Below are 14,434 nucleotides of genomic sequence, written 5' to 3' on the forward strand. Positions count from 1 at the left end.
CCGCATCACCCAAAATCAAACCCGGGCGCCGCGAGAAAGATCGGCATTATAGACACCAACACAAAACCGTCAACAACTACTCACAATAGAAATATTGATCAGATCATCAGCCAGAACACGGACGAGCGGACGGGCCGTCACCGGAGCAGGATGGAGCGGGCCGCACAGGCCGCACCGTAACGATTGCGCCTCAGGTGAAACCCAGCATCTCTGAAGCTCGCGGCCGATGGGCCCCGCCCAGCCTGATCTGTACCGACTGCCGTCGCGGCTCCGCGCCCAGGCTGAAACCGCCCCTACGCACACCAAGCCCTGACCGGCATCAGAAACCCTGCCCGCCCGCGTAGTTCTCGAAACGGGTGTTCTCGCCGATGAAGGTCAGCCGGACCGTGCCCGTCGGACCGTTACGGTGCTTGCCGATGATCAGCTCGGCCGTACCCTTGTCCGGCGAATCCGGGTTATAGACCTCGTCCCGGTAGATGAACATGATGATGTCCGCGTCCTGCTCGATGGCGCCCGATTCGCGCAGGTCCGACATCACCGGGCGCTTGTTGGGCCGCTGCTCCAGACTGCGGTTGAGCTGCGACAGCGCGATGATCGGTACGTGCAGTTCCTTCGCCAGCGATTTCACCGAGCGCGAGATTTCCGACAGCTCGGAGGCGCGGTTGTCGCCTTCCCGGGTGCCGCTCATCAGTTGCAGGTAGTCGATCACCACCAGGCCGAGCCGGCCGCACTGGCGCGCCAGCCGGCGCACCCGCGCACGCAGGTCGATCGGATTGAGGCCGGGCGTCTCGTCGATGTAGAGCGGCGCGTCGTAGAGCTTGCCCATCGCCATCGTCAGCCGCTGCCAGTCGTCGTCGGTGAGCCGGCCGCTGCGGATCTTCTGCATGTCGATACGGCCGACCGAGGAAATGAAGCGGGTCGCCAGTTGCGTGCCCGGCATTTCCATCGAGAAGATCGCCACCGGCAGACGCTGCTCGATGGCGATGTGCTCGGCGAGATTCAGTGCAAACGTGGTCTTGCCCATCGCCGGGCGACCGGCGACGATGATCATGTCCGAGGGCTGCAGGCCGGATGTCTTCTCGTCCAGGTCCACCAGCCCGGTCGGCACGCCGGTGACTTCGGACGGGTTGTCGCGGTCGTAAAGCTCCTGCACCCGATCGACGACCTGCTTGAGGATGGGCTGGATCGAGACGAAACCGCTGGCATGACGCGCACCAGCTTCGGCGATCTCGAACACTTTCGCCTCGGCCTCGTCGAGCAGGGCCTTGGCATCCTTGCCCGACGGACTCAGCGCGCTCGCCGCGATCTCGTCCCCCACCGCCACCAGCTTGCGCAGGATCGCCCGCTCACGGACGATCTCGGCATAGCGCCGGATGTTCGCTGCCGACGGCGTATTGTTGGCAATTTCCGCGAGATAGGCCAGACCGCCCGCCTGCTCCGCCTCGCCGCTCTTTTCCAGCGACTCGTAAACCGTGACGACGTCGGCCGGCCTGCCCTGATCGACCAGCCTGGTGATGTGCCGATAGATCCGGCGGTGGTCGTCCCGGTAGAAATCCGCCTCGTTCGCCAGGTCGGCGACGCGCTCCCAGGCCTGGTTGTCGAGCAGGATGCCGCCGATCAGCGACTGTTCCGCCTCGAGCGAATGGGGTGGAAGCTTGATATGCGCGATCTGGGGATCGGGCAGGTAATCAGGGAAACCGGAAGACGAAGAACTCATCACGAACACCCTTGGGGAGCAGCATCCCGCATTCTAGTTAGAAGGGGCATACGATGCTGCGTCCACATTGGAACCCGGCGCCGTAGCAGCACCGGGCACAAACACTGCACCAGGAAGCAAAAAGGGCCGCCTCGGAAGGCAGCCCTTTTCATCTGCGTACGAAAGCTCGCAGGAATTACTGCTGATCGCCGACCACTGCAACGGTGATGGTGGCCACGACATCGGCGTGCAGGCCGACTTCGAGCTGGACTTCACCGACTTGCTTCAGCGGGCCTTCCGGCATGCGGATGGAGGCGCGATCGATTTCGAAACCCTGGGTGCCCAGCGCTTCGGCGACGTCGGCGTTGCCGACCGAACCGAACAGGCGGCCGTCCATGCCGGCCTTGCGGGTGACCTGGACCGACACGCCTTCCAGCTTGCCGGCCAGTTCCTGGGCGGCGGCCAGCCTTTCGGCCTGGACGCGCTCGAGCTCGGCGCGGCGGGCTTCGAACTCGGCCATGTTGGCTTCGGTGGCACGCTTGGCCTTGCCTTGCGGAATCAGGTAGTTGCGGGCGTAGCCGTCCTTGACCTTGACCACGTCACCCAGGGCACCGAGGTTGACGACCTTTTCGAGAAGAATGATCTGCATGTGTTCGCTCCTCTCTTACTGGTGCAGGTCGGTGTAAGGCATCAGGGCCAGGAAGCGGGCGCGCTTGACGGCGACCGACAGCTGGCGCTGGTAACCCGCCTTGGTGCCGGTGATGCGCGCCGGCATGATCTTGGCGTTTTCGGTGATGAAGTCCTTCAGGATGTCCACATCCTTGTAGTCGACTTCTTCGATCTTCTCGGCGGTGAAGCGGCAGAACTTGCGACGCTTGAACAGACCACGGCCGCCGCGATCATCCTTCTTCTTGAACTTGGACTTGGGCTTGAAAGCCATTTCAGTTTCCTTCCAGAAATTCGATTGTATTCAGGTGCAGCACCGGGCTTCGACTGCGCAGGCTCCTCGCCGCGAGGAAGCCGCTGATCCGCACCACCGCCCCGGGTTTCGCCGCTGCCAGCACGCCGGCGAGATCGCCGACCGCCACCGCCTGCATCTCGACCGAAACCTCGCGGGCCAGGCCCGCCTCGATCTGCTTCGATTCGTGTGCCAGCACACAGCTTGCAACCGGCACACCTGCAGGGGTTCGACGCAAGGGCAGCAACTCTGCCAGACGCGCGTCGAGGCGCAGTTCGTTCAACCCGGGATCAGGCAACTCAGGCGGCAGCCGCTTCGCTGTCGGCCGGCTTGGCTTCTTCGGTCGAAGTGGTCAGCGAGCGCGACTTTTCTTCCTTCATCATCGGCGAAGGCGTGGTGACGGCCTTCTTCATCTTGATGATGAGGTGGCGCAGCACAGCATCGTTGAACTTGAAGGCGTGCTCGAGTTCGGCCAGCGCTTCGCCGTCGCACTCGATGTTCATCAGCACGTAGTGGGCCTTGTGCACCTTCTGGATCGGGTATGCCATCTGGCGGCGGCCCCAGTCTTCCAGGCGGTGGATCTGGCCGTTGCGGCCGGTCACGAGCGTCTTGTAGCGCTCGACCATCGCCGGCACCTGCTCGGACTGGTCCGGGTGGACGATGAAGACGATTTCATAATGTCGCATGCAAACTCCTTGCGGTTGGTTGTTGCAGCTCCCCGGCATGCGGTCCGGTGGAGCAAGGAAAGCCCGGCAGTCTAACAAGAACGTCTGAAAAATCAAAGCCCGGATGCCATTTCTTCCTCGCAAGACTGCTTACACTCTGCCGCAGCGCACGAATCGCCGCCTCGTCTAGCATCCGGGCCATCGAACGACATCATTCACTCAAGGGCACAGACGAGGCAGACCATGAATCCCACTCCCTTCACTCGCAGGATCCTTGCCGCCCTGATCTGTGGCGGCGTCCTCGCCGCCGCGGCACCGGCGATGGCAGGCGGCCACGATCGCGGCTGGCACCAGAAGAAGCATCACCACGCGCAGCATCGCGGCTGGGACAAGCGCACCGTGTATCGCGAGAAGGTCATCATCCGCGAACGCCCGCGCCATTACCGCGAGCGCGAGGTGCACCACCACCATCACTACGCGCCGCCCTACCGCGAACGCAGCTACGGCTACGCTTACGGCCGTGCGCCCGCGGTGGTGATCGGCTTCGACGTTCCGCCGATCGTCATCCCGTTGCGCTGACGGCACACCGGCCGCCCTCGTTCAGCGCGGCCGGCTGTCCCAGATCTTCTGCAGGCGCTTGACCGATACCGGCATCGGCGTGCGCAGCTCCTGTGCGTACAAGCCCACGCGCAGTTCTTCGAGCAGCCAGCGGAACTCCTCCAGCGCCGGATCTTCCACACCGGCACGGCGGCGCGCCTGGCGCTCCCGCTCCCAGGCCTGTGCCAGGCCTTTCCACTCGGCCATCGACTGCGCGTCGCGCGCCGGATTGTTGCGGAGTTTGTCCAGCCGCGCCGAAGCGCCTTTCAGATAGCGCGGGAAGTGCGCCAGCCGCTCCCACGGAAACACCAGCAGGAAATCCTTCGGCAGCAGCGCCGCCAGTTGCGCCTGGATGTCGGCGACCACGTCGGGGAAGGTCTTCAAACCTGCCAGGCGCTTCTGCAGGGCCGCATGCTCGGCCAGCAACTGCCCGGTCAGGCGCATGAATTCCTGCGCGACCAGGCTGACACGCGGCTTGGCCTCGGCGCAGCGCCGCGCGAAGCCATCGGCACTGACCGGCAAGGGTTCGAGCAGGCAGCAGCGGGCCAGCGTCGCTTCGACCAGGCGCGCCTTCAGCTCAGCCTCGGTGCCGAAATTCATGTATTGCAAAGCCAGCTCGCGCAGCCCGGGCAGGCGCTCGACCGCCTTCACCTGGTCCTTCAGGTTGAGCGCGAACAGCCGCGCCAGGCCGCGCCGATGCACGCGCGCAGCTTCCTCCGGGGTGTCGTAGGGGCGCAGCGACACGCTGTCGCCGTCGTCGTGCAGAGCGGGGAAACCGATCACTTCCCGCCCGGCGACGCGCACCTCCAGCAATTCGGGCAGATCACCGAAAGACCAGGCGGTGAAGCCGGAGAGGGTTGGCGCCGGGGTTTCGGCCACCGCCGCAGCGCCCTCCAGCCCGGCACGCCCCTGCTTGGCGCGCCCCTGCTCCTCCGTCTTGCCCGCCCGATCCTTCGCTGACGCACCCGACGCCGCAGCCGTTCGCGCCTCGCTCCCCGCCCGGCCTGCCACAGCATGCTGTGCAGCTTTTCCGCCCCCTGCCACGCCCGCTCCGGACAGGGCTTCCGCCATCGCGCCGCCGATCTTCGCCGCAGAGAAGCGCGCCGCCACCTGGTCGCGGAAGCGCGCACGCAGCTCCATCAGGTTGCGCAACTGCCCCATCACCCGGCCATGCTCGTCGACGATGCGGAAGTTCATGAAGCAGTGCGGCTTCAGGTTCTCCGGCCGGAAGCTCTCCAGCGGCAGCTTCAACTGCACGCGCTCCTCGACGAAACGTTGCAGCATCTTCAGCAAGGGCTCGTCGGTATCGAACTCGCCCGCCTCGCAGGCCGCCATGAAGGCCGCCGCACTGTCGGCCACCGGCTGCAGGCGGTGGCGATGCTTCTGCGGCACGGTCTTCATCAGCGCTGCCACCTTTTCTTCCAGCAGGCCGGGCACCAGCCATTCGCAGCGGTTGGCGGGAATCTGGTTCAGCATCGCCAGCGGCACCGTCAGTGTCACGCCGTCGTCGGCCTCGCCCGGCTGGTGCAGATAGGCCAGCTTGAGCTTCTGGCCGAGCACCTCCATCGCCGCCGGGAAGCGGTCGGTGGTGACGCCCTCGGCCTCGTGCCGCATCAACTGCTCGCGCGATAGGTGCAGCAGCTTGGGTTCGGCCTTCTCCGCCTTCCTGCGCCAGGCTTCGAAGCCGGCGACGTCGCAGACGTCCTCCGGCAGCTTGCTGTCGTAGAAGGCTTCGATCAGCGCCTCGTCCACCAGCACGTCGGGGCGGCGCGACTTGTGTTCCAGGCGCTCGATCTCCGCCACCAGGCGCCGGTTGTGGGCCAGGAAAGCCATGTTGCGTGCGGCGCCGTCGGCGATCTCGCCCTGCACCAGGCCTTCGCGGATGAAGAGTTCGCGGCACAGCGCCGGGTCGATGTCGCGGTAGGCGACGCCGCGGCGCGGATAGATCGTCAGGCCGTACAGCGTGCCGCGCTCCCAGGCTCGCACCGCGCCGGAGGTTTTCGACCAGTGCGGCTCGAACACCTGCCGCCGCAGCAAGTGGGCACCGATCTCCTCGACCCATTCCGGCTCGATGCGGGCGATGCAGCGGCCGAACAGGCGCGAAGTCTCGACCTGCTCCGCCGCCATGATCCACTTGCCGGCCTTCTTCGCCAGCGCCGAGCCGGGATGCGGCCAGAACTTGATGCCGCGCGCACCGAGATAGGCGCCGGCCTGCTGCCCCGAAGCATCCTCAATCCGGCAGCCGACGTTGCCGAGCAGGCCGGCGAGCAGCGCCTTGTGGATGGCTTCGTAATTGGCCGGCTGGTCGTTCTCCTTCCAGCCGTGCTCGGCGCACAGCGTGTGCAATTGGGCGAACACGTCGCGCCACTCGCGCATCCGCATGTAATTCAGGAAATTCTTCTTGCACCAGGCTTTCTGCTTGCTGGACGACTCGTGGCGCTGCACTTCGTCCCAGGCCTTCCACAGCTGCCAGTACCACAGGAACTCGGACTTCTGGTCCTGCTCGCCGCCGCGGAAGCGGGCGTGGGCCTGGTCGGCCGCGCCGGGGCTGTCCTGCGGACGCTCGCGCGGGTCCTGCACCGACAGCGCGGCGGCGATCACCAGCATTTCGGCCAGCGCGCCGCGGTCGCGTGCAGCCAGGATCATGCGGCCGATGCGCGGATCGAGCGGCAGCTTCGCCAGTTCGATGCCGCTCGGCGTCAGCCTGCGTTCATCGTCGTCGGTGACCGCGCCGAGTTCGGCGAGCAGCGCGTAGCCGTCGCCGATCAGGCGCGAGCCGGGCGCGTCGATGAAGGGGAAATCCTCCACCGCGCCGAGCTTCAGCGCCTTCATGCGCAGGATCACACCGGCCAGCGAGGAGCGTAGGATCTCGGGATCGGTGTGCGCCGGGCGGCGCTTGAAATCGTCCTCGTCGTAGAGGCGGATGCAGATGCCGTCCATGACCCGGCCGCAGCGGCCGGCACGCTGCTGCGCCGCCGACTGGGCGATCTTCTCGACCTGCAGCTGCTCGACCTTGTTGCGCGGCGAATAGCGCTTGACCCGCGCCAGGCCGGTATCGACCACGTAGCGGATGCCGGGCACGGTCAGCGAAGTCTCAGCAACGTTGGTCGACAACACCACCCGGCGCCCGTTGGACGGCGAGAACACCCGCGCCTGCTCCTGCGCCGACTGGCGCGCGAACAGCGGCAGGATCTCGGTGCCGGGCAGGTGGTGCGCCTTGCGCAAGGCCTCGGCAGCTTCCCTGATCTCGCGCTCGCCGGGCAGGAAGACCAGTACGTCGCCCGGCCCGCAGCGCTGCGCCTCGTCGACCGCATCGACCAGCGCATCCAGCAGATCGCGGTCGCGGCCCCTGCCGCCATCGTCCCGGCGCCGCTCGCCACGCTCCCCCCTCGCCGCAGCCGGGCGCGCCGCCGTGGCGGCATCGGCCCCGTCGCTCTCCACCGGCCGGTAGCGCAGCTCGATCGGATACAGCCGGCCGGAGACCTCGATCACTGGCGCCGGCCGGCCCGCGGCATCGGCGAAATGCCTGGCGAAGCGCTCCGCGTCCAGCGTCGCCGAAGTCACGATCAGCTTCAGGTCGGGCCGGCGCGGCAGCAGCGTCTTCAGATAGCCGAGCAGGAAGTCGATGTTCAGGCTGCGCTCGTGCGCCTCGTCGATGATCAGCGTGTCGTAGGCAGCAAGCAGCGGATCGGTCTGCGTCTCGGCGAGCAGGATGCCGTCGGTCATCAGCTTGATGTGGCTGCGCTCGCCGGTCCTGTCGGTGAAGCGGATCTTGTAGCCCACCGCCTGGCCCAGCGGGCTGTTCAACTCCTGCGCGATTCGGCTCGCGGTGGCACGCGCCGCCAGCCGGCGCGGCTGGGTGTGGCCGATCAGGCCGGCCACGCCGCGCCCCAGCGTCATCGCGATCTTGGGCAACTGGGTGGTCTTGCCCGAGCCGGTTTCGCCGCAGACGATGATGACCTGGTGTTCGGCCATGACCTCCGCGATCTCGTCGCGCCGCGCCGACACCGGCAGTTCGGGCGGGAAGTCCGGCACCGGCAGGGCTGCACGGCGGGTCGCGAAGGCGGCGCGCGAACGCTCCAGCAGGGCTTCCAGATCGGCCTGCAGGCGGGCATGCCGCTCCTGCGCCTTCGGCTCCGCGCCCGGGCGGCGTGCCAGTTCACGGCTCAGCCGCCGCAGGCGCGGGCGGTCGGCGCTGAGGCAGTCGCCGAAAGCCTCGTCGGGCTTGCGTGCTTCGGACGGGCGGTATGCGCCCCGGTGTTCAGCCCTCATGGATGGACGGTCGTTTTCATCAGGCCGCGCATTATCCCCCGCATCGCCCCCTGCGGGCACGGCGGTGCGACAATGGCGGGGCTTCCGTTCGCTTCCAGCTTCCACGCCCGACCATGACCGCCCGCCCGCTCGCCGCCGTCGTCTATGCCCCCACCGACAACATCGAGCTGCTGCTCGCCGAAGCGGCCCGCAGCCTCGCCTCGCGCGGCGTGAAGCTGGGCGGCGTGCTGCAGCACGACATCGCCGACGCCCGTGCCGCGTCCTGTGGCATGGCGCTCGAGAACCTCGAGACCGGCGAGCGCATCCCGCTGACGCTGGAGCCGGACAGCAGCAATTCGGCCTCCTGCCGCCTCGATCCCGATGCGCTGGCACGCGCCGCGGTCGCGGTGCACGGCGCGCTCGGCCGCGGCGTCCAGCTCGTCGTCATCAACAAGTTCGCTGCGCAGGAAGCGTCGGGCGCCGGCCTGCGCGACGAGATCGGTCAATCGATGCTCGCCGGCGTGCCCCTGCTGACCGCGGTGGGAGAGCGCTTCCTCGACGAATGGGCGGCTTTCACCGGCGGCGAATACACCCGCTTGAAGCCTGCACTCGACGACATCCTGGCGTGGTGGGACGCCGTGCGGGCCGGAGCCTGAGGTGCAGTGCCGCGCCGGCTGCGCTGCCTGCTGCATCGCGCCATCGATCAGTTCGCCGATTCCCGGCATGGAAGGCGGCAAGCCCGCCGGCATGCGCTGCATCCAGTTGGACGAAGGCGACCGCTGCCGTCTGTTCGGCGACCCGCGCCGGCCCGCGGTGTGCGGCAGCCTGCCACCATCGCTCGAGATGTGCGGCAACGACCGGGCGCATGCACTGCGCTTTCTCGACCGCCTCGAAGCAATGACATCGCCGTGAGCCTGGCCGCACTGCAACATTCCCGGCGGTATAATCGCGCGCTTCCTCCCCAGCCCCTCCCGCAGCCGCATGGATCTCCCTCTCCTCCTCGTCGCACTCATCCTCGGCATCGTCGAAGGCCTCACCGAATTCCTGCCGGTGTCGTCCACCGGCCACCTGATCATCGTCGGCGACCTGCTCGGCTACAACGACGACACCAGCAAGGTGTTCAAGATCGTCATCCAGCTGGCCGCGATCCTCGCCGTGTGCTGGGACTACCGCGAGCGCCTGATCAAGGTCGCCGTCGGCCTGCCCACGCAGCCGGCCGCGCAGCGCTTCGTCGGCATGCTGTTCATCGCCTTCCTGCCGGCCGCGATCCTCGGCCTGATGTTCCATTCCACGATCAAGGGCCTGCTGTTCAACCCGATCACGGTCGCCACCGCGCTGGTGGTCGGCGGCCTGATCATCCTGTACGTGGAAAAGCGCGCCTACCATCCGCGCATCAACGACGTGGACGAGATGGGCTGGGGCGACGCCCTCAAGGTCGGCTTCGCCCAGGCGCTGGCGATGATCCCCGGCACTTCGCGCTCGGGCGCGACCATCATGGGCGGCGTGATCTTCGGCCTGTCGCGCAAGACGGCGGCGGAATTCTCCTTCTTCCTCGCCATCCCGACGATGTTCGCCGCCACCGCCTACGACCTGTACAAGAACTGGGACCTGCTGCGGCTGGAAGACCTGCCGGTGTTCGCGGTCGGCTTCGTCGCCTCCTTCGTCGCCGGCATGTGGGCGGTGAAGAGCTTCATCAAGTTCATCTCCAACCACACTTTTGTCGCCTTCGCCTGGTACCGCATCGCCTTCGGCCTGTTCGTGCTGGCAACCTGGTATTTCGGCTGGGTGGAATGGTCGGAAGCCTGACGAGGACAGCGTGATGATCGTCTACCTGCACGGCTTCCGCTCGGCGCCGGCCTCGATCAAGGCCCGGGCGCTGAAGGCGCGCATGACCGAATGCGGACTCGGCGAGTACTTCTGGTGCGAGCAGTTGCCGGTGTCGCCGCGCGCGGCGATCGCGCTGGCCGAAAACGCCAGCGCGCGGGCCCGGGCGGCGGGCGGGGCGCCGACCGTGGCCGGCAGCTCGCTCGGCGGCTACTACGCCACCTGGCTCGCCGAACGCCACGGCCTGCGCGCGGTGCTGGTCAATCCGGCGGTGGTCGCGCCGCTGTCGCTGGAGGCCTACGTCGGCACCCAGGACAACCTCTACACCGGCGAAAGCTTCGAATTCACCCACGGCCACATCGACGAACTGCGCGCGCTCGAAGTACCCACCATCACCCGGCCCGAGCGCTACTGGCTGCTCGCCGAAACCGGCGACGAAGTGCTCGACTACCGCCACGCGGTCGAGAAGTACGCCGGCGCCCGCCAGACCGTGCTCGAAGGCGGCGACCACGGTTTTTCGCGCTGGAACGACTACCTCGACGCCATCATCGATTTCGCCGGTCTCGGCAACCCCCAGCGCTGATACAGTCTCGCAGGACATGTCCTCGCCTTCCGAACCCCCTTCGTCCCCGGCCGGTTTCGACCCCCGCCGCTTCAAGGCGATGGAGCGCGCCGGTTTCAACCGCATCGCCGCGCGTTATGCCGACGGCGCCCACCTGCGCGTCGAGCTGGCCACAGCACTGCTCGACGCCGCCGCGCTCGAACCCGGCCTGCGCGTGCTCGACCTCGCCAGCGGCCCCGGCCTGCTGGCGCGCGATGCCGCGCTACGAGTCGCGCCGGGCGGCAGCGTGCTCGCCACCGACATCGCCGAAGCGATGCTCGCCGAAGGCGCCCGCCGCTGCGGCGGGCATGTCGACGCGCCCTGCTTCGCCGCCGCCGATGCCGAACACCTCTGCCTCGCCGACACCAGCGTCGACCGTGTGCTGGCCGGCCTCGCGCTGTTCGTCTTTCCCCATCCGGAACGCGCGCTGGCGGAGATGCACCGGGTGCTCGTCCCCGGCGGACGCGTCGCGCTGTCGGTGTGGGGGCCGCGCGAGAGCGTGCCGCTGATCCACCGCGCCCAGGACTGCATCGCCCGCCTGCTGCCGCCGCCCAAGGTCGCCCGGCCCTCGGTGTTCCGCTTCGGCGAAGCCCAGGTGCTGCAGGATCTGCTCGCCCAGGCCGGCTTCGTCGACATCGGGATCCGCCCCTGCGAGTTCAGCTGCCACTTCGGCAGCGCCGACGCCTACTGGCAAGCTTTCCTCGATCTCGCCGGCGGCGCGGCCGAGGCCATCGGCCGCCTGTCCGAAGCCACCCGGCAGGCGCTGCGCACCGCCGTCGCCGACGACCTCGCCAGCCACAGCGACGGCCACGGCGGCTTCACCGTGCCAGCTCGCACGCTGGTCGCCATCGCGCGACGTCCGGCCTGACTCCCTCACAAGCACCCGGCCCTTCTTCCCTCTTCCGGCACCCATGAAATCTCCCGCCATCGAGCAGGCCGAACGGCGCCGCGGCATGCTGGCCGCACTGACCGCATTCTCCATCTGGGGGCTGTCGCCGCTTTACTTCAGGGCCGTCGGCAGCATCCCGCCTTTCGAGATCGTCGCCCACCGCATCCTGTGGTCGCTGGTCTTCCTTGCCGGCCTGCTCGCCTTCCTGCCCTTCACCGGCGGCTTCGCGCGCGTCCGCGAAGTCTGCCGCCAGCCGCGCCTGCTCGGCCTGCTCGCGTTGACCGCGCTGCTCACCGGCAGCAACTGGCTGGTGTTCATCTGGGCGATCGACGCCGGCCGCCTGCTCGAGGCCACGCTCGGCTACTTCATCAATCCGCTGGTCAGCATCGCCTTCGGCGCCGCCATCCTCGGCGAGCGCCTGCGCCCGCTGCAGCGCATCGCGGTGGCGATCGCGATCGCCGGCGTAGCCTGGCGGGTATGGCAGCTCGGCAGCCTGCCGTGGATCTCGCTCTATCTGGCCGGCACCTTCGGCCTGTACGGCCTGCTGCGCAAACGCGCGCCGATCGAAGCCGTCAGCGGGCTGTTCATCGAAACATTGCTGGTCGCGCCGCTGGCGCTCGCCGGGCTGGCCTGGATGCATGCCGGCGGTACGCTCGGCTTCGGCACCGGCGCCACCGCCGACTGGCTGCTGCCCTTGAGCGGCATCATCACCGCACTGCCGCTGATGCTGTTCACCGCCGGCGCCCGCCGCCTGCCGCTGGCCACCATCGGCTTCATGCAATACCTCGCCCCCAGCCTCGGCTTCATCATCGCAATCAGGATCTTCCGCGAGCCTTTCGACTCCGGCCAGTTGATCGGCTTCCTGCTGATCTGGATCGCGCTCGCGATCTATTCGGTGGACATGGTGCGCGCCGCGCGCCGGCCGCGCTGACCTCCGCCCGTGCAACCGCCGCGCCGCACGGCGGTCGACACGGCTTTGGGGCAAGCCGCCCGAATCCAGTAAACTACGCAGCTTGCTTTTTTCAGGCGGATGCCGATGTTCGTGCTGTATGAAGAGGACGGGGCCTTCAAGGCCGGCACGATCCTCGCCGACAACCAAGCCACGCTGCAGGTCGAGAACACCCACGGCAAGCGGGTGAAGCTCAAGCGTGCCAACGTGCTGCTCGAATTCCGCGAACCCGGGCCCGCCGACCTGCTGAGCCGCGCCGAAGCCGGCGCCGAGGAGCTCGACATCGAGTTCCTGTGGGAAGTGTGCGGCGACGACGAGTTCACCTTCGCCGACTTCGCCGCCGAATACCAGGGCCACCCGCCCAGCGCGGTCGAAGCCGCCACCCTCCTGCTGCGCCTGCATTCGGCGCCGATCTGGTTCCACCGCAAGGGCAAGGGGCGCTTCCGCAAGGCGCCGGCCGACATCCTGCAGGCGGCGCTCGCCGGCCTGGAGAAGAAGCGCCAGCAGGCTGCGCTGATCGAGCACATGCGCGCCGAACTGGTCGAGGGCCGGCTGCCGCCCGAGCTGGCCGCGCTGCTGCCGCAGGCGCTGTACCGCCCCGACCGCAACCGCAACGAGATCAAGGCGCTCGAAGCCGCTTGCGTCGACACCGGCCTGTCGGCCGCGCGCCTGCTGCTCAAGTGCGGCGCGCTGGGCTCGAGCTACGACTTCCACTACAACCGCTTCCTGTTCGAGCATTTCCCCGAAGGCGCCGATTTCCCCGCCTTCGCCCCGGCGATGCTGCCGGCCGGACTGCCGCGCGCCGACGTCGCCGCGTTCTCGATCGACGACGCCTCGACCACCGAGATCGACGACGCCTTCTCGGTCGTGCCGCGCGCCGAAGGCGGCTGGCGCATCGGCATCCACATCGCCGCGCCGGCGCTGGGCTTCAACCGCGGCACCGGGCTCGACGCCATCGCCCGCCGCCGGCTGTCGACCGTCTACATGCCCGGCGGCAAGATCACCATGCTGCCCGACGAAGTGGTGCAGAGCTTCACGCTGAGCGAAGGCCGCGACTGCCCGGCAGTGTCGCTGTACCTCGACATCACCCCCGGCCTGGCGATCGTCGGCGAGGAAAGCCGGGTCGAGATGGTGCCGATCGTCGCCAACCTGCGCCACCACGACATCGAGCCGCTGTTCAACGACGACACCGTGCATGGCGACGGCCCGGATTTCCCGTGGAAGCGCGAGCTGACGCTGCTGTGGGATCTGGCGACGGTGCTCGAAGCCGGCCGCGGCAAGGCCGGCGGCAACGAGGACCGCATCGACTTCGGCTTCAGCGTCGACTGGAACCAGCCCACCGCCGACGGCCCCGGCTTCGTCAGCATCGGCCGCCGCCAGCGCGGCTCGCCGATGGACAAGCTGGTCGCCGAACTGATGATCCATGCCAACGTCACCTGGGGCCGCCTGCTCGACGAAGCCGGCGTGCCCGGCCTGTATCGCGCCCAGGGCGGCGGCAAGGTGCGCATGACCACCGTCGCCGCACCGCACGAAGGGCTGGGCGTGGAATGCTACGCTTGGTCCAGTTCGCCGCTGCGGCGCTACGTCGACCTGGTCAACCAGTGGCAGATCATTGCCGTGCTGCAGGACACCGAGCCGGCCTTCGCGCCGAAGTCGGCCGACCTGATGGCGGCACTGCGCGACTTCGAGCTGACCTATGCCGAATACGCCGAATTCCAGCGCGGCATGGAGCGCTACTGGTGCCTGCGCTGGCTGCGCCAGCACGGCCGCGGCGAAGTCGATGCCACGGTGCTGCGCGAGAACGTCGTGCGCCTGAACGAGATTCCGCTGGTGTTCCGGGTGCCGTCGATGCCGCTGCAGATTCCGGGCAGCCAGGTCCGGCTGATGGTGGAAGGCACCGATCTGCTCGACGTCGATGTCGACGCGCGCTTCCTGCGCACGCTGGCCGAGCCCGAGCAGCAGGACGAAAACCAGACCGCGGACGCCTTCGGCCCGCTCTGAGCC

General features: G+C 67.9%; 15 protein-coding genes. 9 read left to right on the plus strand and 6 right to left on the minus strand.

Features of this window, described 5'->3' with window-relative positions; genetic code table 11:
• A partial coding sequence (locus NX068_RS19730) for a hypothetical protein (protein ID WP_263462926.1) occupies positions 1–180 on the plus strand: 180 nt, incomplete at its 5' end.
• Between the two features lie 139 nt (positions 181–319).
• On the opposite strand, the gene dnaB is transcribed toward NX068_RS19730, so the two are convergent.
• From dnaB to rpsF, 5 genes are all read right to left on the minus strand, one after another.
• Positions 320–1,717 carry a replicative DNA helicase gene (dnaB, locus tag NX068_RS19735; protein ID WP_263462927.1) on the minus strand — a complete coding sequence of 466 codons (1,398 nt, stop codon included), beginning with the start codon at positions 1,715–1,717 and terminating at the stop codon, positions 320–322.
• Between the two features lie 175 nt (positions 1,718–1,892).
• Positions 1,893–2,345 carry a 50S ribosomal protein L9 gene (rplI, locus tag NX068_RS19740; RefSeq protein WP_263462928.1) on the minus strand — a complete coding sequence of 151 codons (453 nt, stop codon included), beginning with the start codon at positions 2,343–2,345 and terminating at the stop codon, positions 1,893–1,895.
• 15 nt (positions 2,346–2,360) lie between these two features.
• On the minus strand, positions 2,361–2,636 hold the full coding sequence (rpsR, locus tag NX068_RS19745) for a 30S ribosomal protein S18 (RefSeq protein ID WP_002933051.1): 276 nt from the start codon (positions 2,634–2,636) through the stop codon (positions 2,361–2,363).
• A 1-nt stretch (position 2,637) separates the two neighbouring features.
• Positions 2,638–2,952, minus strand: a complete 315-nt coding sequence (gene priB, locus NX068_RS19750; RefSeq protein ID WP_263462929.1) for a primosomal replication protein N — start codon at positions 2,950–2,952, stop codon at positions 2,638–2,640.
• Between the two features lies 1 nt (position 2,953).
• Complete coding sequence (gene rpsF / locus NX068_RS19755) at positions 2,954–3,340, minus strand: 30S ribosomal protein S6 (RefSeq protein WP_263462930.1); 387 nt, start codon at positions 3,338–3,340, stop codon at positions 2,954–2,956.
• A gap of 222 nt (positions 3,341–3,562) precedes the next feature.
• On the opposite strand from rpsF, the gene NX068_RS19760 reads away from it, so the two are divergent.
• Positions 3,563–3,898, plus strand: coding sequence for a hypothetical protein (locus tag NX068_RS19760; RefSeq protein WP_263462931.1), 336 nt, complete (start codon positions 3,563–3,565; stop codon positions 3,896–3,898).
• 21 nt (positions 3,899–3,919) lie between these two features.
• Here the strand turns inward: NX068_RS19760 and hrpA are convergent, their stop codons facing one another.
• The gene (gene hrpA / locus NX068_RS19765; RefSeq protein ID WP_263462932.1) at positions 3,920–8,188 is read right to left on the minus strand and encodes an ATP-dependent RNA helicase HrpA; all 4,269 of its coding nucleotides are present in this window, start codon (positions 8,186–8,188) and stop codon (positions 3,920–3,922) included.
• 113 nt (positions 8,189–8,301) lie between these two features.
• On the opposite strand from hrpA, the gene NX068_RS19770 reads away from it, so the two are divergent.
• The 7 genes from NX068_RS19770 to NX068_RS19800 all read left to right on the plus strand — a co-directional run bounded on the left by NX068_RS19770 (position 8,302) and on the right by NX068_RS19800 (position 14,431).
• Positions 8,302–8,823 carry a DUF2478 domain-containing protein gene (locus tag NX068_RS19770; protein WP_263462933.1) on the plus strand — a complete coding sequence of 174 codons (522 nt, stop codon included), beginning with the start codon at positions 8,302–8,304 and terminating at the stop codon, positions 8,821–8,823.
• 1 nt (position 8,824) lies between these two features.
• Positions 8,825–9,079 carry a YkgJ family cysteine cluster protein gene (locus NX068_RS19775; protein WP_263462934.1) on the plus strand — a complete coding sequence of 85 codons (255 nt, stop codon included), beginning with the start codon at positions 8,825–8,827 and terminating at the stop codon, positions 9,077–9,079.
• 69 nt (positions 9,080–9,148) lie between these two features.
• Positions 9,149–9,973 carry an undecaprenyl-diphosphate phosphatase gene (locus NX068_RS19780; protein ID WP_263462935.1) on the plus strand — a complete coding sequence of 275 codons (825 nt, stop codon included), beginning with the start codon at positions 9,149–9,151 and terminating at the stop codon, positions 9,971–9,973.
• Between the two features lie 13 nt (positions 9,974–9,986).
• A complete protein-coding gene (locus NX068_RS19785; RefSeq protein ID WP_263462936.1) occupies positions 9,987–10,574 on the plus strand; it encodes a YqiA/YcfP family alpha/beta fold hydrolase in 588 nt (195 codons plus the stop codon).
• Positions 10,575–10,590: 16 nt separating this feature from the next.
• The gene (locus tag NX068_RS19790) at positions 10,591–11,460 is read left to right on the plus strand and encodes a class I SAM-dependent methyltransferase (RefSeq protein WP_263462937.1); all 870 of its coding nucleotides are present in this window, start codon (positions 10,591–10,593) and stop codon (positions 11,458–11,460) included.
• 85 nt (positions 11,461–11,545) lie between these two features.
• Positions 11,546–12,412 (plus strand): EamA family transporter RarD, encoded by an 867-nt coding sequence (rarD, locus tag NX068_RS19795; RefSeq protein WP_263462962.1) that lies wholly within the window; start codon positions 11,546–11,548, stop codon positions 12,410–12,412.
• A gap of 105 nt (positions 12,413–12,517) precedes the next feature.
• On the plus strand, positions 12,518–14,431 hold the full coding sequence (locus tag NX068_RS19800) for a ribonuclease catalytic domain-containing protein (protein WP_263462938.1): 1,914 nt from the start codon (positions 12,518–12,520) through the stop codon (positions 14,429–14,431).
• Positions 14,432–14,434 lie beyond the last annotated feature (3 nt).

It is taken from the genome of Thauera carbonicopians, assembly GCF_025699485.1.
Lineage (GTDB): Bacteria > Pseudomonadota > Gammaproteobacteria > Burkholderiales > Rhodocyclaceae > Thauera.